Here is a 16,961-nt window from a genome sequence, read left to right as displayed (position 1 = left end):
CGCGATGATATCACTTGCCAGCCTTGCGCGCCGCCATCTGCTGGCGGAAGCGCGCGGCCCAGCCGGGCTTGGCGACCTGCGCCGGGCGGACCAGCGCGAGCGCGTCGGCGGGGACGTCCTGCGTCACTACCGATCCCGCCGCGACGATTGCGCCCGCCCCGATCGCCACCGGCGCGACCAGCGCGGAGTTCGAGCCGACGAAGGCCCCCGCCCCGATCGTCGTCCTGTATTTAAAGAAGCCGTCGTAATTGCAGGTGATCGTGCCCGCGCCGATGTTCGCCTTCGCGCCCACGTCGGCATCGCCGATGTAGGACAGGTGGTTCACCTTCGCCCCCGCGCCGACGCTCGCCTTCTTGACCTCGACGAAGTTGCCGACCTTGGCCCCCTCGCCGAGCGCCGCGCCCGGCCGCAGCCGGGCATAGGGGCCGACCTCCGCCCCCGCACCGATCGTCGCGCCCTCGATATGGCTGAAGGCGTGGATCACCGCGCCGTCCGCGATTGCCACGCCGGGGCCGAACACCACGTTGGGCGCGATCGTCACGTCCCGCCCGACGACGGTATCGTGGCTGAACCACACCGTCTCGGGCGCGATCAGCGTCGCGCCATCGGCCATCGCCGCCAGCCGCCGCGCCGCCTGCCAGCCGGCCTCCACCGCCGCCAGTTCGCCGCGGCTGTTGATCCCGGCAACCTCGTCCTCGCCCGTCTCGATCGCCACCGCGCGGCCGCCCTCGGCGATGGCGAGCGTCACCACGTCGGGCAGATAATATTCGCCGGCCGCATTGTCGTTGCCGACCGCCTCCAGCAGCCGCCACAGGTCGCGGGTGCGCACCGCGGTGACGCCCGAATTGCACAGGTCGACGGCGCGCTCCTCGGCACTCGCATCCTTGAACTCGACCATCTTGGCGATGGTGCCGTCGGCGGACGCGACGATCCGGCCATAGGCACGCGCGTCGGCGGGGCGGAAACCGAGCACCGCGACGGTCGGCGCATCCGGCGCCTCCAGCCGGGCTGCGAGCCGCGCGACGGTGTCGGTCGCCAGCAACGGCGTGTCGCCGAAGCAGACGATGGCGACGCCGTCGAAATCGGCGAGGCTCGCCTTCGCCTGCAAGGCCGCATGCGCGGTGCCGAGCTGTTCGCGCTGCCACGCGATCTCGACGCCGGTCGCGGCGACCGCCGCCTCCACCTGCTCGCCCGAGGCGCCGACCACCACGACGCGGCGGGTGGCGCCGGCGCGGTTGAGGCTGTCGATCAGGTGGAGCAGCATCGGCCGCCCCGCGATCGGGTGCAGCACCTTGTGCAGGTCGGATTTCATCCGCGTGCCTTTGCCCGCGGCGAGGATGATGACGGCGATCGGCGTGGTCATGGCGGCACCGCCTGCCACGGAAGGCTTGCCATTTCCATAGCGAGCCGTCACCGCCGCCCGACATGACAACGAATTCATCGCCTTTCGATATCGTCGGCTTCGATCTCGACGGCACCCTGCTCGACACCAGCGGCGATCTCGCCGCCGCGGTCAACCACGCGCTCGCCTCGATCGACCGGCCGATGCTGACCGTCGAACAGGTCAAGCCGATGATCGGCGGCGGCGCGCGCCACATGCTGGCGCAGGGCATGGCGGCGACCGGCGGCTGCGACGACGCGACGCTCGACGTGCTGCACCGGCGCCTGCTGGCCCATTACGAGGCGAACATCGCCGTCCTGACGCAGCCCTACCCCGGCACTCTCGACGCGCTCGACGCCCTCGCCGCGCGCGGCGCGCGGCTGGCGGTGGTCACCAACAAGTTGGAAGGATTGGCGCGCAAGGTGCTGGACGCGCTCGGCCTGACGCAGCGCTTCGCCTGCATCATCGGCGGCGACACGATGGGACCAGGCAACGCCAAGCCGAGCCCCAAGCCGATCTACGAGATGCTCGCCCGCTGCGGCGGCGGCCGCGCGGCGTTCGTCGGCGATTCGATCTTCGACATCCGCGCCGGGCAGGCCGCCGGCCTGCCGACGATCGCCTGCTCCTTCGGCTTCCTGATGCAGCCGGTCGAGGACCTGGGCGCCGATGCGGTGATCGACGGCTATGCCGAACTGATCTCGACGCTGGAGCGGCTGAGCGGCGGGCGACCATCCTGACCTGTAACGGCGGGAATGATCCCCCAATGCACGCAATATCCTAGCCGCGCCGCCACTTGGTCCAGAGGTGCCGCGTCAGCATGGCAGGCGGCATGCGCAGCCAGTGCGAGCGGACGTAGAACGCGAAGCGGATGAACGGCCGGATCGGGCGGCCCCAGTCGTCGCGGGCGAGCAGGCGCCGCAGGTACAGCCGGTCGAACGATCGCAGACCGCGGTGCTCGGGCGCAACGGGTGTCGCGAACAGGCGGTGGCTGAGCCGCTGCGCCCGCGCCGCCTCGCGCGAGAGGCCGTGGTGCGCCGCGCGTTCGTCGAGCCCGGCGGTGCCATGTTCCTCGATCAGGCAGTGGATGTCCCACAGGTTGCGCAGGCCGCCGGCAAGATCGCCGTCCGCCAGCAGATGCGCGGCGGCGTGCACGATCATGTCCGTCGGCGATAGCACCGACAGGCCATTGCCCAGCGGCCGCGCTGCGGCGATCAGCGCATCGGCGTCAGGGGTCACCCGCGCGGTCAGCGGCAGGATGGTATGGTGGACGTCGATCATCCGGTCGCGCGTGCGATGGATCAGCGGCGGCAGCTCGTGCATCCAGCGGCGGTAATAGGCATCGTCGTACGGATCGGGCTTCACCCACTCCCATCCCGCCGCGATCAGCGCCGCCTCCACCGCATCGAGCGACGCACGCGGCACCAGGATGTCGAGATCGCCGATCGACCGCCCCCGTCCGGCGAGCAGCCCCGCCGCGACGAACGCCGTGCCCTTCAGCAGCACGACCGGACACCCCAGCGGCGCCAGCGCCCGGCGTGCCATCTCGGCTTCCCACAAGGCGGCGCGGCGCCCGTTCTCCGCCGCGGCGCGGGCGTCGGCGAACAGCTGCGCGACGTCCTCGGGCAGCGGCAGCCCGTCGAGCCGGTAGGCGAGCGTGCCCAGCAGCTGTTCGGCCCGCGCGGCGGTGATGAGGCCGGTCCAGTCGGTGTCGAGCGCCAGGCTGGTCGGCTCGGCCAGCGCCTGCGCCAGGGTCAGAGCGTCTGCCACAGCGCCTCCACCTGGCGAACCGCCGACGCGCCGTCGGGATAGTCGATCGCGTGCGCGGGCGCGCGCCTCACCAGCCGCGCCAGCGCGTCGAACCCGGCCTCGCCCATCGCGACGTAATTGGTCGACGCCTGGGTCAGCCGCACGAAGGATTCGCTCGCCCGCACCGGCCGCACGTCGGCGGCGAAGCCGTGCCGCGGATAGAGCAGCAGCGCCGGCTCCGCCGGCTCGTCCATCGCCCCGACCGCGATCGCGTCGGGCACCATGTGGCGGATATCGCCCTTGGGGGTGCCGGCGAGCAGCGGTCCGAGCCGCGCCTCCGGCCGCGCCGCGACCGCGGCGGCGATGCCGGCATTCTTCAGGCTGACCAGCCGGGGAAAGGCGTGGACCAGCCCCGTCTCCGGATCGATCAGCGCGAACTCGTCGCCCATGAACCGCCAGCCGCGGGCCGCCAACAGCGTCGCCAGCGTGGATTTGCCTGCCCCCGATTCCCCGGTCATCAGCAGCGCCCGCCCGTCACGCTCGACGCATGAGGCATGCAGCAAGAGATAGCGGCGCCCGCCCAGCGCCAGCTGCAGGTTCATCCCCATTTCGGCGGCGAGCAGGCCCTGCGCGAGCGGCAGCGGTGCCGCCTCCGGCAGGATGTAGTCGCCGGCGATGCGGATCGACGGCCGCACCCAGCGGCGCCACGGCCGCGTCGCCTCCAGCCGAACGGTGAAATCGGGCAGATTGGGCGCGGGATAATAGCGGTAGAGTTCGCGCAGCAGCGCGATCGGCTCAGGCCAGTCGCTGCCGACACGGAAACCGATCGGCCCGATCCGCACGCAGAAGACGTGCTTCATGCCGCTTCGACCAGGCCGGCGACGACCAGTTCATCGAGCCGCGCGAGCAACGCCGCGCGGTTCGCATCGGCCAGGTCGAACCGTTCACCGAGCCGCGCGAGCAGCGCGTCGGCGGCCAGCGGCTCCTCGGCCAGCACGGCCAGGATCTCGGGCGCCGGACTGGCCAGCAGATGCGTGATCCCGGACGGGCGGTGGAACAGCGCGACGAAGGCATCGAGCTCCACGCTCAGCAGCGCCTCCCCCCCTGGCGCGCGATAGCGCACCGCCTCAGCCGCGGGGCATCTGCAAGGAGGCAAAGCAGGTGAAGCCGCCCTGCCCGCGCTGCAACCGGCGGATATAGCTCACATAGGCGCGATTGCTGTCGTAGGTCGTGCCGGGCAGCTGCGCGCCGGCCAGCGCGCGCTTCACCTCTTCGCCCTTGAACGGCCGCGATGCCGGCGGAAAGGCGCCCTTGGTTCCGGCGGCGACGACATTGCCGGCCGGATCGATGAACTGCCCCGCCCGGCCCATGTCGGGCACCGGGATCTCGCAGGTCATCACCGATCCCGCCGTCTGCGCCAGTGCCGGGCGGATCGACACCACCGCTCCCGCGCTCACCGCGCCCAGCATCAGCATGCGCCGCCGCGACGGCACGGCATCGGCCGCCTCGGTCTGGTCGTGGCCGTTGGTCGGCATCTCGTCGCTCATCGCCCCCTGCTAGCCGACGCTGAGTTTCACATTCGCTAACCACTGGCAAGCGCCTGACTCGTACCGCTGCGGGACGGGCCAAGCCGGAATCGACTGCCCCCTGCCCTTCGCACGCAACCTCGGCTAGCGAGGCGCGCATGACCTCCCGATTCGTCCGACGATTGAGCGGCGCGCTGGCCATCGCGCTCGGCGTCGGCATCGGCGTGCTGGCGGTCGACGGGCGGCCGGACGGGGCGGCGGTGGCACTGGTCGGCGCGATCGCCGCGGCGCTCGCCGCGCTGGGCCGCGGCGACGATGGCGAAGCCGCGGCGGGCCAGAGCGGCCCGGACGCCACGCTGCTGCTCGCCGAGGTGCTGGACGTGATCGCCGAGCCGGTGCTGCTGGTGCGCGGCGGCATCGTCACCTGCGCCAACACGGCGGCGAGGGCGCTGCTCGGCCGGCACATCGTCGGGGAGGACGTGCGCGTCGCCATCCGCCATCCCGCCGCCGCCGACCGACTGAGTTCGGCAGCGCCGCTGCCCGATCGTCCGGTGGAGCTCGTCGGCCTCGGTTCGCCCGATCAGCATTGGGAGATGCGCACCGGTGAGACCGCCGACGGCGCGCGCATCGTCCACCTCGTCGATCAGTCGGGCAATCACGCCGCGGAGAAAATGCGCGTCGATTTCGTCGCCAACGCCAGCCATGAACTGCGCACGCCGCTCGCCTCGATCCTCGGCTTCATCGAGACGCTGAGCGACGAAGCGGGCGAGGATCCGGGCCTTCGTACCCGCTTCCTCCAGGTGATGTTCGCCGAGGCGCAGCGGATGCAGCGGCTGGTCGAGGACCTGATCTCGCTCTCCCGCATCGAGGCGGAGAAATACCGCCTGCCCGGCGACCGGCTCGACCTCGGCGAACTGCTGGAGGACGTCGCCGCCGAAATCCGGGCGGCCGGCAGCCCGCGCGCCGCCGACGTCGGCATCGCCATCGATCCCGACCTGCCGCAGGTGATCGGCGACGAGGCGCAATTGTCGCAGTTGCTGCACAACCTCATCGGCAACGCGATGAAATACGGCCGCGCCGACACCCCCGTGCGTGCCAGCCTGTCGCTCGACCGCTCCGGGCTGCTGCGCGTCAGCGTGGCGGACGAGGGCGAAGGCATCGCGCCCCAGCATATCCCGCGCCTCACCGAGCGTTTCTACCGCGTCGACGCCGGGCGCAGCCGCAGCATCGGCGGCACCGGCCTCGGCCTCGCCATCGTCAAGCATATCGTCGAGCGCCATCGCGGCCGGCTGGATATCGCCAGCAGGGTCGGCGTCGGCACTACCGTGTCGGTCGCGTTGCCCGCCGCGGACGAGCCGCCCGGCGGCACTGTCATCAAAGGGTAACCGAACCGTCACACAGGCGGGTTCAGAGGCGATCGAGTCGCCTCACGGGGATTCGATGCGCCTTCTTCTCCTGGCTATGGGACTATGCCTCGCCGGCTGCCAGGATCAGGCGCTGGGCGGCAGCGGCTCGCGCGACCGGATCACCGCGGTCGGTTCGTCCACCGTCTATCCGTTCACGACGCTGGTCGCCGAAACCTATGTCGCCAACAATCCCGATGCCAGGGCGCCGGTGATCGAATCGACCGGCACCGGTGCGGGCATGAAGCTGTTCTGCGCCGGCATCGGCGCCGGGCATCCGGATATCGAGGACGCCTCGCGCCGCATGAAGCGCAGCGAATATGCCGCCTGCGCCGCGAACGGCGTCGGCCCCGTGATGGAGGTGCAGATCGGCATCGACGGCATCGCCTTTGCCGAGGCGAAGGACGGCCCCGGCATGTCGCTGACCCCCGCCGATCTCTACCGCGCGCTCGCCGCCACCCCCGGCGGCCGGCGCAACACCGCCCGCACCTGGCGCGACGTCAATCCGGCGCTGCCGGCGACGCCGATCCAGGTCTATGGCCCGCCGGCGACCAGCGGCACCCGCGATGCGCTCGCCGAACTGATCCTCACCCGCGGCTGCGAGGCGGTGGACCCGCGCGCGAAAGCGCTCGCGATCCGCGATCCCGACGCGCACCGGGCGCTGTGCACGCGGGTGCGCGAAGACGGCGCCTATGTCGACGCGGGCGAGAACGACAATCTGATCGTCCAGAAACTCGCCGCCAATCCGGATGCGATCGGCGTCTTCGGCTACAGCTACCTCGAACAGAATCGTGGCACGGTGAACGGCGTCGCGATCGATGGCGTCGCGCCGACCTATGCGACGATCGCCGATGGCCGCTATCCCGGCTCGCGGCCCTTGTACCTCTACGTCAAGACCGCGCACCTGCGCGCCATTCCCGGCCTTGCGGCTTTCCTCGCTCTCTACGCCGACGCCTGGGGGCCGGGCGGACCGCTCGTCCGCCGCGGCCTGATCGCGGCGCCGCCCGCCGTGCGCGCGCGCTCGGCGGCGATCGTCGCGCGCCAGACCCCGCTCGATCCCGCGGAGCTGGGCGCGTGAGCGGGCTCGCCATCGTCCTCGTCGTCTTCGGCCTCGCGCTGATCGGCTGGCTCGCCGCGCGGATGCGCGCGGCGACGTTCCGGCGACCGGGCGTCGCGCGGTTCACGGCATTGCCCGTCCATTACGGCTATTTCGTTGCGCTCTGCGCGCTCGTGCCGCCGCTGCTGTTCCTCGGCGCGTGGAGCCTCGCCTCGCCCGCGCTCGTCACCGATGCGGTGATCGCCACCCCCGCCGCCGCCACGCTGCCGCCGCCCGGCTTTGAGCGCGCCTCGATCCTGTCGGAGGCGCGCGAACTCGGCGCCGGCCGCAGCTATGGCGCGTTCCACGATCTGTCGCAGCGGCTCGCCCCCGCCTATGCCGCCGCGCAGGCGCGCTACGACTGGATCGCGACCGCCGCCGCGCTGCTGCTCGCGCTGACCGGCGGCATCCTCGCCTTCACCCGCGTACGTGCCGATTTCGCCGCGCGTACCCAGGTCGAGCGCGTCGTGATGCTGCTGCTGCTCGCCGCCTCGCTGATCGCGATCCTCACCACCATCGGCATCGTCGCATCGCTGCTCTATGAATCCGGCCGCTTCTTCCGCATCGTCGACGTCGGCGACTTCCTGTTCGGCGCGCATTGGAGCCCGCAGGTGATCGACGCCCGCGATCCAGGCGCCAGCCTGGGTGCGGTGCCGCTGTTCTGGGGCACCTTCTTCATCGGCGCGGTGATTGCGATGGCGGTCGCCATCCCCTTCGGCCTGATGAGCGCGATCTACCTGACGCAATATGCGCAGCCGCGCACCCGCCGCTGGATGAAGCCGGTGCTGGAGATGCTCGCCGGCGTGCCGACCGTCGTCTACGGCTATTTCGCCGCGCTCACCGTCGCGCCCGCGGTGCGCGAACTCGGCGTCGCGCTCGGCATCGCGTCCGCGTCCTCGGAAAGCGCGCTGGCGGCGGGCGCGGTGATGGGGATCATGATTATCCCCTTCGTCTCGTCGATGGCCGACGATTCGATCGCCGCCGTGCCTGCCGCGATGCGCGACGGCAGCCTGGCGATGGGCGCGACCCAATCGGAAACGATCCGCAAGGTGATCCTGCCCGCCGCGCTGCCCGGGGTCGTCGGCGGCATCCTCCTCGCGCTCAGCCGCGCGATCGGCGAGACGATGATCGTCGTCATGGCGGCCTCGGGCGTCGCGACGCTCACCGCCAATCCCTTCGCCAGCACCACCACCGTCACCAAGCAGATCGTCGACCTGCTGACCGGCGAGGCGGAGTTCGACAGTGCGAAGACGCTGGCCGCCTTCGCGCTCGGCCTCACGCTGTTCGTCATCACGCTCGCGCTCAACGTCGTCGCGCTCACCGTCGTGAAGCGGTATCGGGAAGCCTATGAATAGCCCGCCGCTCCCCACCGACTGGACGGCGGAGGCGTTGCGGCGGCGCAGCCGGCGACGCCATGCCGCCGAGCGGCGCTTCCGCCTGCTCGGGCTCGCCGCGGTCTGCCTGTCGGCGGGCTTCCTCGCCTTCCTGCTGGCGACGATGCTGTGGCAGGGGATGAGCGGTTTCCGCAGCACCCGCATCGCTCTGCCGATCGATTTCGTCGCCGCACGGCTGCAGGTCACGCCGGCGCGGTTGCGCGGCCGCGGTGCCGACCTCGCGCTTGCCGGTGCGGGGCTGGAAAGCCTCGTCGATCGCGCCGCGACCCGCGCCTATGGCCCGCGCGGCCCCGACCTGCTGTCCGACGGCGCCTGGCTGGTGGTGCGCGATGCGGTGCTGCGCGATCCTGCGCTGCTCCACACGCGCGCGACGATCGCCGTTCCCGTCGCCAGCGCGCTCGACGTCGCCGCCAAGCATGACGGCACGCCCGCCGCAGAAGCGGTCGTCGCCCGCCTGCAAGCCCGCGGCGTGCTCCGCATCGACTGGTCGTGGCGCTTCCTCACCGCGGCGGACTCCACCGATCCGACCCGCGTCGGCATCTGGGGCGCGCTCAAGGGATCGTTGCTCACCATGGCGGTGACCATCGGCCTCGCCTTTCCGATCGGCGTGTTCGCCGCCCTCTACCTGGAGGAATATGCGCCGCGGAACCGCTGGACCGACGTGATCGAGGTATCGATCAACAATCTCGCCGCCGTGCCCTCGATCATCTTCGGCCTGCTCGGGCTCGCGGTGTTCCTCGGCACCTTCCACCTGCCGCGTTCGGCGCCGCTGGTCGGGGGGCTGACGCTCGCGCTGATGACCATGCCGGTGATCGTCATCGCCGGCCGCAACGCCATTCGCGCCGTTCCGCCCTCGGTGCGCGATGCCGCGCTCGCGGTCGGCGCATCGCCGGTGCAGGTGGTGTTCGACCATGTCCTGCCGCTGGCGCTGCCGGGCATCCTCACCGGCACGATCATCGGCATGGCGCGTGCCCTGGGCGAAACGGCGCCTTTGCTGATGATCGGCATGCGTGCCTTCATCGCGGCGCCGCCATCCCGCCTCACCGATCCCGCCACGGTGCTGCCGGTGCAGATCTTCCTGTGGTCCGACGATGTGAACCGCGGCTTCGTCGAAAAGACCTCGGCGGCGATCATCGTCCTGCTCGTGCTGCTCCTCGCCATGAACGCGCTCGCCATCTACCTCCGCAACCGATTCGAGACCCGCTGGTGACCTCCCCCTCCCTGCCCAAGATGTCGGCGCGCGACGTCAGCGTCTTCTACGGCGCCGCCCAGGCGATCGACCATGTCTCGATCGACGTGACGCAGGACAATGTGGTCGCCTTCATCGGCCCGTCGGGCTGCGGCAAGTCGACCTTCCTGCGCACGCTCAACCGGATGAACGACACCGTGCCCTCGGCCCGCGTCTCGGGCGAGATCCTGCTCGACGGCGAGGATATCTACGCGCCCGCCATGGACGTGGTGCAGCTGCGCGCGCGCGTCGGCATGGTGTTCCAGAAACCGAACCCCTTCCCCAAGTCGATCTACGAAAACGTCGCCTACGGCCCGCGCATCCACGGCCTGGCGACGGCGCGCGCCGACCTCGACCGGATGGTCGAACAGTCGCTGCGCCGCGCCGGCCTGTGGGACGAGGTGAAGGATCGCCTGACCGACAGCGGCACGGCGCTGTCGGGCGGCCAGCAGCAGCGGCTGTGCATCGCCCGCGCCATCGCCGTCGATCCGGAGGTGATCCTGATGGACGAACCGTGCAGCGCGCTGGACCCGATCGCCACCGCCAAGATCGAGGAGCTGATCCACGAGCTGAAGGGCCGCTACGCCATCGTCATCGTGACGCACAACATGCAGCAGGCGGCGCGCGTGTCGCAGCAGACCGCCTTCTTCCACCTGGGGCAGCTCGTCGAATTCGGCGCGACCAGCGACCTCTTCACCAACCCGCGGGAAGAACGCACCCGCGACTACATCACGGGGCGTTATGGTTGACCACACCGTCAAGGCGTTCGACGCCGATATCGGCCTGCTGAGGGGCCTGATCTCGCAGATGGGGGGCCTCGCCGAGGATGCGATCGGCCAGGCGATGCAGGCGTTGCAGCGGCCCGATCCCGCGCTCGCCGCCCGCGTCCGAGCCGACGACAAGGCGATCGACACGATCGAGGCGGAGGTGGAGCGGCTCGCCGTGCGCATCATCGCCCTGCGCGCGCCGATGGCGGTCGACCTGCGCGAGGTCGTCGCCGCGCTGAAGATCGCCGCCGTCGTCGAGCGGATCGGAGACTATGCCAAGAACATCGCCAAGCGCGTTCCCCTGATCGCCGATCCTGGCGAAGGCGGCGAACATCGCATCGAGCCGCTGTCGCTGCTCCCCTCCATGGCGCGCATGGCGAGCGACATGGTGCGCCGCGCGCTCGACGCCTTCGCCGCACGCGATCCGGAGGCGGCGCTGCGCGTGGTGGAGAGCGACGCCGCACTGGACGATTTCTACGACAGCATCTTCCGCACCCTCGTCACCTACATGGTCGAGAACCCGCGCACGATCAGCCAGGTCGCCCACCTGCTGTTCGTCGCCAAGAACCTGGAGCGGATCGGCGACCACGCCACCAACGTCGCCGAGATGGTCTATTTCGCCGCAACCGGAACCCAGATGGCCGACCGCGACCGCGGCGGCCTCACCCCAGAGGACGAACGCTGATGGCACGCGCATCCATGCTGCTGGTCGAGGACGATGCCGCCCTCGCCGAACTGCTGATCTACCATTTCAAGCGCGAGGATTTCGACGTCGCGCACACGCCCGACGGTGAGGAGGCACTGCTGCTCGCCAAGGAGAAGGCACCCGACATCGTGCTGCTCGACTGGATGGTCGAGGGGCTGTCGGGCATCGAGGTGTGCCGCCGCCTGCGCCGCATGAGCGAGACGCAGAACGTGCCGATCATCATGCTGACCGCGCGCGGCGAAGAGGAAGACCGTATCCGCGGGCTGGAAACGGGCGCCGACGATTACGTCACCAAGCCCTTCTCCCCACGCGAACTCGTCGCGCGCGTCAGCGCGGTGCTGCGCCGGGTGCGCCCCGCGCTCGCCGGCGAGGCACTGACCTATGACGACATCGAGATGGACACGGTGGGGCACAAGGTGCGCCGCTCGGGCGAGGTCGTGCCGCTCGGCCCGACCGAATTCCGCCTGCTCAAGCATTTTCTCGAACATCCCGGCTGGGTGTTCAGCCGGGAACGCCTGCTCGACGCCGTCTGGGGCCACGACAGCGATATCGAGAGCCGCACCGTCGACGTCCATATCCGCCGCCTGCGCAAGGCGATCAACATCGGCAACCGGCCCGACCTGATCCGCACCGTGCGATCCGCAGGATATTCGCTCGATTCAGGCGCCTAGGACTGATCGACATTCAAGATGAGGGATCCTCTTCATCCCCCCCGCCAGGGGGAGGTGGCGCCGTAGGCGACGGAGGGGGAGGACTCCCAACGCTGGTCGTCGCTTACCTCCCCCTCCGTCAGGCTACGCCTGCCACCTCCCCCTGGCGGGGGAGGATCGAATGTCGACTGGTCCTAAATCATCCGCGTGAATTGAATCGCTGTCGAAACGATGGATAAAAGTCCGCATTGGGGCGTTGGGCCGGAGCGTTGATGCTGATCGACGCATGAGATTTCGAAGGAGATTCCGCGATGAAGCTCATCCTGCTGGCCGCGACCGCCCTGGTCGCCGCCCCCGTGCTGGCGCAGACCACACCCGCCCCGGCACCCGCCGACGCGCAGACCGCGCCCGCCGATCCGGCAACGGCGCCCGCCGACCAGACCGCGCCGGCGCCGGCTGATCCCGCCGCGGCTCCCGCTCCGGCCGATGCCACGGGCGCGCCGCCGCCGCAGATGTCGAGCTCGGCGCCGATGACGACCGGTGGCGCGACCCCGGCCGGCGGCTATGCCCCGACCGGTCCGGCCGTGACCGGCGGCACGCCCGGTTCGAACCTGCCGCCCGTCTTCCGCCCGGCGCCGACCCCGGACCAGGCCTTCCCGCCGCCCGCGCCGCTTGCCGAATATCCGATCTGCAAGAAGGGCCAGTACGATCAGTGCCGGCAGCGCGGCGGCAAGTAACGCCCGCCGCGACCGGTCACCGGTTGCATGATGCCACCTAAACGATAGGGGAAGGCGCTCCACGATACAGAGAGGAGCGCCTTTTCCATGTCCACCATCCGCTTCGACGGGCGCGTCGCCATCGTCACCGGTGCCGGCGGCGGCCTCGGCCGGGAATATGCGCTGGAACTCGCCCGCCGCGGGGCCAGGGTGGTGGTCAACGATCTCGGCGCAGCGCGCGATGGCACCGGCCATTCGGACGCGGCGCTCGCGGTAGTCGAGGCGATCCGCAGCGCCGGCGGCGAGGCGATGGCGGACGGCGGCAATGTCGCCGACTACGACCAGATGACCGAGATGGTCGCCCGCGCCCGGGAGGCCTGGGGCGGCGTCCACATCCTCATCAACAACGCCGGCGTGCTCCGCGACAAGACGTTCGCCAAGATGGAGGCCGCCGATTTCGAATTCGTCGTTCGCGTCCATCTGCTCGGCTCCGCCTTCGCGACCAAGGCGTGTTGGGAAACGTTCCGCGAACAGAATTACGGCCGGGTGCTGATGACCGCCTCCTCGACCGGCCTGTTCGGCAATTTCGGTCAGGCGAACTACGGGGCGGCGAAGATGGGGCTTGCCGGCCTCACCAAGACATTGAGCCTCGAAGGCGCCCGTAACGACATCCGCGTCAACACGATCGCGCCCACTGCCGGCACACGCATGACGCAGGACCTGTTCCCGCAAGCCGCATTCGAGGCATTCTCGCCCGAAAAGGTAGCACCCGGCGCTCTTTACTTGGTCAGCGACGACGCACCCACCAATGTCATCCTGGGTGCCGGCGCCGGCGTCTTCCAGACCTCGTACGTCACGCTCACGCCCGGGGCGCTGCTCGAAGGTGACGACCTCTCGCCGGAAGGCGTCGCCGCGCATTTGTCGGCGATCACCGATCGCACCGGCGAGATCGTGCCCCAGTCGGGCGCCGAACAGGCGATGACGATCGGCCGCCTGCTACAGGGCTGACGACGTCCTGCGCCGCTCATCACGCCATCAAGGTGTATTGATTCGATAATACACACATGATAGCCTCCCGCGGTCAACAGGGAGGATGCGATGTATAGCGAAAGCGATATCGATGGCGCGGTGACCGCCGGGGCGATCAGCCCCGATGCGGCCGCCGCGTTCCGCGCCCATGTCGCGGCGGTGCATGCCGCGCCGGCGGTGGACGAGGAGCATTTCCGGCTGCTCACCGGCTTCAACGACATCTTCGTCTCGATCGCGATCGTGCTGCTGCTCGTCGCCGTCGGGCAGATCGGCCTGACGATCGCTCGCCCCATGGGCGGCGCGGTGGTCGCTGCCGCCGCCTGGTCCCTGGCGGAATATTTCACGGCCAAGCGGCGGATGGCGCTGCCCAGCATCCTGCTGCTGATCGCGTTCGTCGGCGGCGTCGCGGGCGCGTTGTTCGGCGGCCTGACGCTGGTCACCTCGGATCTCGGCGAGCGTGCCGGTGCGCTCGCCGCCGCCGGCATCGCGCTGTGCACCGCGGGGGCGGCATGGCTGCACTGGCGGCGCTTCATGGTGCCGATCACCGTCGCCGCCGGCGCCGCTGCGATCGTCGCCACCGCGATCGGCCTCGTCGTCGCCGCGATACCGGGGATCCAGGATGCGGTGTGGCCGCTGCTGCTGATCGGCGGGCTGGGCGTCTTCGCCGCCGCCATGCGCTGGGACATGAGCGATACCGAGCGCAAGACGCGGCGCGCGGACGTCGCCTTCTGGCTGCACCTCGCCGCCGCGCCGATGATCGCCCATTCGATCTTCCAGATGCTGGGCGTGTTCCGCGGCGACATCGGCGCCGGCATGGCGGTGGTGGTGCTGGCGCTGTACGTCTGCTTCGCCGGCATCGCGCTCGCCGTCGATCGCCGCGCGTTGCTCGTCTCCGGCCTCGCCTATGTGCTCGCCGCGCTCTACGCGCTGTTCCGCAGCGCCGGCGCGATCGAGCTCGGCGCGGCGCTGACCGCGTTCGTCATCGGATCGGCGCTGCTGTCGCTCTCCGCCTTCTGGCAGCCGATGCGCCGCGGCGTGGTGACCGCTCTGTCGCAGTCGCTGCGCCACCGCCTGCCGCCGGTCCAGATGGCATGATGGCCGGGAGCGTCTTGGCCTCGACCTGATCGACCCGTTCCGTTCGGCCGGAGCCTGTCGCAGTTCACGGGTTTCCCCTGTGCTTCGACAGGCCCGGCGCGAACGGTTCAGGCAAGTCGCGGGGCGCCGGCACCGCGACGGGACGTCAATCGACCAGTTTCATCAGGCGCCGTTCGACCGGTGCCAGCACCGGGCCCAGTTCGTGGCCACGCTTCAGCACGGCACCCTGCTCGCCGATCAGCGCCCACATGCCCTGCCGACCGCGCAGCGCCGGCCGCTTCTCGATGCGGAATTCCGGCCGCTCGGCGGCACGGCGAAAGGCGGCGAAGACCGCGGCATCCTTGCCGAGGTCCATCGCATAATCCTTCCAATGGCCGGCGGCGACCATCCGGCCGTACAGGTCGAGGATGCGGGTGAGTTCCAGCCGGTCGAAGGCGACCTGCGTCGGCTTGCCGCCGATCGGAAAGGGCGTGACGGTTCCCATCAGGCGCGATCGCGCTCCGCATCCTGCCCCTGTTCGGCGAGCAGCGCATCCAGCCGCTTGCGCATCGCCTCCAGTTCGCAGCGCATGATCTCCATCTTCTGCGTCGCCGGGTCGAACAGCGCGCTGCACGGCGTGCCATAGGGCACGAAGCGTGCCGGCGCCTCCGCAGCCCCGCCTTCGACCACCGTCGGCCGTGCCGGAATGCCGACCATCACCGCGCCTTCCGGCACGTCGCGGGTGACGACCGCATTGGCGCCGACCCGCGCACGGGTGGCGACCAGGATCGGCCCCAGCACCTGCGCGCCGGAACCGATGATGACGCCATCGGCCAGCGTCGGATGGCGCTTGCCCGCGACGCCATTGTCGGGGCTGGTGCCGCCCAGCGTCACGCATTGGTAGATGGTCACGTCGTCGCCGATCTCGGCGGTTTCGCCGATCACGACGAAACCGTGGTCGATGAAGAAGTTGCGCCCGATCTTTGCGCCCGGATGGATATCGATCGCGGTCCAGGCGCGGGCGATGTGGTTGACCAGCCGCGCCAGGAAGAACAGCCGATAGCGGTAGAGACGATGCGCCACGCGGTGCAGGCCCAGCGCCCAGACACCGGGGTAGAGCAGGATTTCGGCACGCGAATGCGGCGCCGGATCGCGCGCCCTGATCGAATCGAGATAGGCGGCCAACCGTCCCAGCATCCGTCACGTCCCCTTCGGCCGACTGGCCCTTGGCCTTGGATGTAGTCGCTCGTTCCGCCGATTTCCATGCCGCCCGCGCGGTCGCTTGGCCGCGGCAAATTCCAGCTTTGTTGTAGGAATTGCCGCGAGGATGCACGATGGTCGCCTCGCGTAGCTTCGGAGTTGTTGTCGTCCATGCCCGATTTCCTCACCGCCATCGACTGGACCGAAGTGCTGCCGTTCATCGCGATCGGCTTTGCCGCACAGGTGGTGGACGGGGCGCTGGGCATGGCGTTCGGCGTCATCAATTCGACGCTGCTGGTGACGTTCATGGGCGTGCCGCCTGCGGTCGCCTCCGCCAGCGTGCATGCCGTCGAGACGTTCACCACCGCCGCCTCCGGCATCAGCCACGTCGTCCATCGCAATGTCGATTGGAAGCTGTTCCGCCGGCTGGTGATCCCCGGCATGATCGGTGCGATCCTCGGCGCGACGATCCTCAGCACCGTCGACGCCTCGATCGCGCGGCCGTTCGTGATGATCTATCTCGCCTGCATCGGCCTATACCTGCTGCTGCGCGCGATCAGGGGGCGAATCGAACCGCGCAAACCGCGCGTCATCGCCCCGCTCGGCCTCGTCGGCGGCTTCCTGGATGCGGCGGGCGGCGGCGGATGGGGGCCGGTGGTGACGTCCAACCTGCTCATCCAGGGCGCGACGCCGCGCCATACGATCGGCACCGTCAACACCGCCGAATTCTTCCTGACCGCGACCGCGTCCGTCACCTTCTTCATCGCGCTCGGCTGGTCGGCGTTCACGTTGCACACGCTCGGCATCCTGATCGGCGGCGTCGTCGCCGCCCCGCTCGGCGGTCTGCTGGCGAAGCGAGTGCCGACCCGGCAGCTGATGGCGCTGGTCGGCGTGCTGCTGACGCTGACCAGCGCATGGTCGATCTATGCTGCATTCGCGAGATGACAACCGGCTGGAGAAACCATCCCTAAACGCCTGTCACCACAAGTTTTGGTTTCTGATCGCCTCAACCGATCACGCAGCGCAAACAGATTAATTTTGCACT

At 70.0% G+C, this 16,961-nt stretch carries 19 protein-coding genes; 12 read left to right on the top strand and 7 right to left on the bottom strand.

The features are described from left to right. Positions 1-10 precede the first annotated feature (10 nt). The gene (gene glmU, locus ACTZQ5_RS08230; RefSeq protein ID WP_443584691.1) at positions 11-1,363 is read right to left on the bottom strand and encodes a bifunctional UDP-N-acetylglucosamine diphosphorylase/glucosamine-1-phosphate N-acetyltransferase GlmU; all 1,353 of its coding nucleotides are present in this window, start codon (positions 1,361-1,363) and stop codon (positions 11-13) included. Positions 1,364-1,425: 62 nt separating this feature from the next. Here glmU and ACTZQ5_RS08225 point away from each other — a divergent pair, with 62 nt between their 5' ends. Further along, positions 1,426-2,118, top strand: coding sequence for an HAD-IA family hydrolase (locus ACTZQ5_RS08225; RefSeq protein WP_443584690.1), 693 nt, complete (start codon positions 1,426-1,428; stop codon positions 2,116-2,118). Between the two features lie 40 nt (positions 2,119-2,158). Here ACTZQ5_RS08225 and ACTZQ5_RS08220 read toward each other — a convergent pair whose 3' ends face one another. The 4 genes from ACTZQ5_RS08220 to ACTZQ5_RS08205 are packed head-to-tail and all read right to left on the bottom strand — an operon-like array spanning position 2,159 to position 4,674. Further along, the gene (locus ACTZQ5_RS08220; RefSeq protein WP_443584689.1) at positions 2,159-3,148 is read right to left on the bottom strand and encodes a nucleotidyltransferase domain-containing protein; all 990 of its coding nucleotides are present in this window, start codon (positions 3,146-3,148) and stop codon (positions 2,159-2,161) included. Beyond that, positions 3,133-3,987, bottom strand: coding sequence for an HprK-related kinase A (locus ACTZQ5_RS08215; protein ID WP_443584688.1), 855 nt, complete (start codon positions 3,985-3,987; stop codon positions 3,133-3,135). The genes ACTZQ5_RS08220 and ACTZQ5_RS08215 overlap by 16 nt, the downstream gene beginning before the upstream one ends. After that, positions 3,984-4,211 carry an HPr-rel-A system PqqD family peptide chaperone gene (locus ACTZQ5_RS08210; RefSeq protein WP_443584687.1) on the bottom strand — a complete coding sequence of 76 codons (228 nt, stop codon included), beginning with the start codon at positions 4,209-4,211 and terminating at the stop codon, positions 3,984-3,986. Before ACTZQ5_RS08210 ends, ACTZQ5_RS08215 begins: the two co-directional genes overlap by 4 nt. A 43-nt stretch (positions 4,212-4,254) precedes the next feature. Beyond that, positions 4,255-4,674, bottom strand: coding sequence for a hypothetical protein (locus ACTZQ5_RS08205; protein WP_443584686.1), 420 nt, complete (start codon positions 4,672-4,674; stop codon positions 4,255-4,257). A 137-nt stretch (positions 4,675-4,811) separates the two neighbouring features. On the opposite strand from ACTZQ5_RS08205, the gene ACTZQ5_RS08200 reads away from it, so the two are divergent. The 10 genes from ACTZQ5_RS08200 to ACTZQ5_RS08155 all read left to right on the top strand — a co-directional run bounded on the left by ACTZQ5_RS08200 (position 4,812) and on the right by ACTZQ5_RS08155 (position 14,737). After that, the gene (locus tag ACTZQ5_RS08200; RefSeq protein ID WP_443584685.1) at positions 4,812-6,038 is read left to right on the top strand and encodes an ATP-binding protein; all 1,227 of its coding nucleotides are present in this window, start codon (positions 4,812-4,814) and stop codon (positions 6,036-6,038) included. A gap of 55 nt (positions 6,039-6,093) precedes the next feature. Further along, the gene (locus ACTZQ5_RS08195; RefSeq protein ID WP_443584684.1) at positions 6,094-7,134 is read left to right on the top strand and encodes a substrate-binding domain-containing protein; all 1,041 of its coding nucleotides are present in this window, start codon (positions 6,094-6,096) and stop codon (positions 7,132-7,134) included. Next, positions 7,131-8,507, top strand: coding sequence for a phosphate ABC transporter permease subunit PstC (pstC, locus tag ACTZQ5_RS08190; RefSeq protein ID WP_443584683.1), 1,377 nt, complete (start codon positions 7,131-7,133; stop codon positions 8,505-8,507). The genes ACTZQ5_RS08195 and pstC overlap by 4 nt, the downstream gene beginning before the upstream one ends. After that, complete coding sequence (pstA, locus tag ACTZQ5_RS08185; protein ID WP_443584682.1) at positions 8,500-9,756, top strand: phosphate ABC transporter permease PstA; 1,257 nt, start codon at positions 8,500-8,502, stop codon at positions 9,754-9,756. Before pstC ends, pstA begins: the two co-directional genes overlap by 8 nt. A 20-nt stretch (positions 9,757-9,776) precedes the next feature. Further along, positions 9,777-10,523 carry a phosphate ABC transporter ATP-binding protein PstB gene (pstB, locus tag ACTZQ5_RS08180; RefSeq protein ID WP_443584918.1) on the top strand — a complete coding sequence of 249 codons (747 nt, stop codon included), beginning with the start codon at positions 9,777-9,779 and terminating at the stop codon, positions 10,521-10,523. Continuing rightward, a complete protein-coding gene (phoU, locus tag ACTZQ5_RS08175) occupies positions 10,516-11,226 on the top strand; it encodes a phosphate signaling complex protein PhoU (protein WP_443584681.1) in 711 nt (236 codons plus the stop codon). The genes pstB and phoU overlap by 8 nt, the downstream gene beginning before the upstream one ends. After that, positions 11,226-11,918: a phosphate regulon transcriptional regulator PhoB gene (phoB, locus tag ACTZQ5_RS08170; RefSeq protein ID WP_443584680.1), complete on the top strand. Its 693-nt coding sequence runs from the start codon at positions 11,226-11,228 to the stop codon at positions 11,916-11,918. The genes phoU and phoB overlap by 1 nt, the downstream gene beginning before the upstream one ends. Positions 11,919-12,208: 290 nt before the next feature. After that, a complete protein-coding gene (locus tag ACTZQ5_RS08165) occupies positions 12,209-12,634 on the top strand; it encodes a hypothetical protein (RefSeq protein WP_443584679.1) in 426 nt (141 codons plus the stop codon). Positions 12,635-12,721: 87 nt separating this feature from the next. Beyond that, positions 12,722-13,621, top strand: coding sequence for an SDR family NAD(P)-dependent oxidoreductase (locus ACTZQ5_RS08160; RefSeq protein WP_443584678.1), 900 nt, complete (start codon positions 12,722-12,724; stop codon positions 13,619-13,621). Positions 13,622-13,711: 90 nt separating this feature from the next. Then, entirely contained in the window at positions 13,712-14,737 is a 1,026-nt protein-coding gene (locus ACTZQ5_RS08155) for a hypothetical protein (RefSeq protein WP_443584677.1), read from the top strand. 145 nt (positions 14,738-14,882) lie between these two features. On the opposite strand, the gene ACTZQ5_RS08150 is transcribed toward ACTZQ5_RS08155, so the two are convergent. Together ACTZQ5_RS08150 and epsC are read right to left on the bottom strand one after the other, a co-directional pair. Then, positions 14,883-15,221, bottom strand: coding sequence for a DUF2794 domain-containing protein (locus tag ACTZQ5_RS08150; protein ID WP_443584676.1), 339 nt, complete (start codon positions 15,219-15,221; stop codon positions 14,883-14,885). After that, entirely contained in the window at positions 15,221-15,913 is a 693-nt protein-coding gene (gene epsC, locus ACTZQ5_RS08145) for a serine O-acetyltransferase EpsC (RefSeq protein WP_443584675.1), read from the bottom strand. The genes ACTZQ5_RS08150 and epsC overlap by 1 nt, the downstream gene beginning before the upstream one ends. A 174-nt stretch (positions 15,914-16,087) precedes the next feature. On the opposite strand from epsC, the gene ACTZQ5_RS08140 reads away from it, so the two are divergent. Beyond that, positions 16,088-16,861, top strand: a complete 774-nt coding sequence (locus tag ACTZQ5_RS08140) for a sulfite exporter TauE/SafE family protein (protein WP_443584674.1) — start codon at positions 16,088-16,090, stop codon at positions 16,859-16,861. Positions 16,862-16,961: the final 100 nt, after the last annotated feature.

The organism is Sphingomonas cellulosilytica, assembly GCF_052321755.1.
Lineage (GTDB): Bacteria > Pseudomonadota > Alphaproteobacteria > Sphingomonadales > Sphingomonadaceae > Sphingomonas.
The sequence above is the reverse complement of the archived record's forward strand: the minus strand, read 5'-3'. Positions and strand labels throughout refer to the sequence as shown.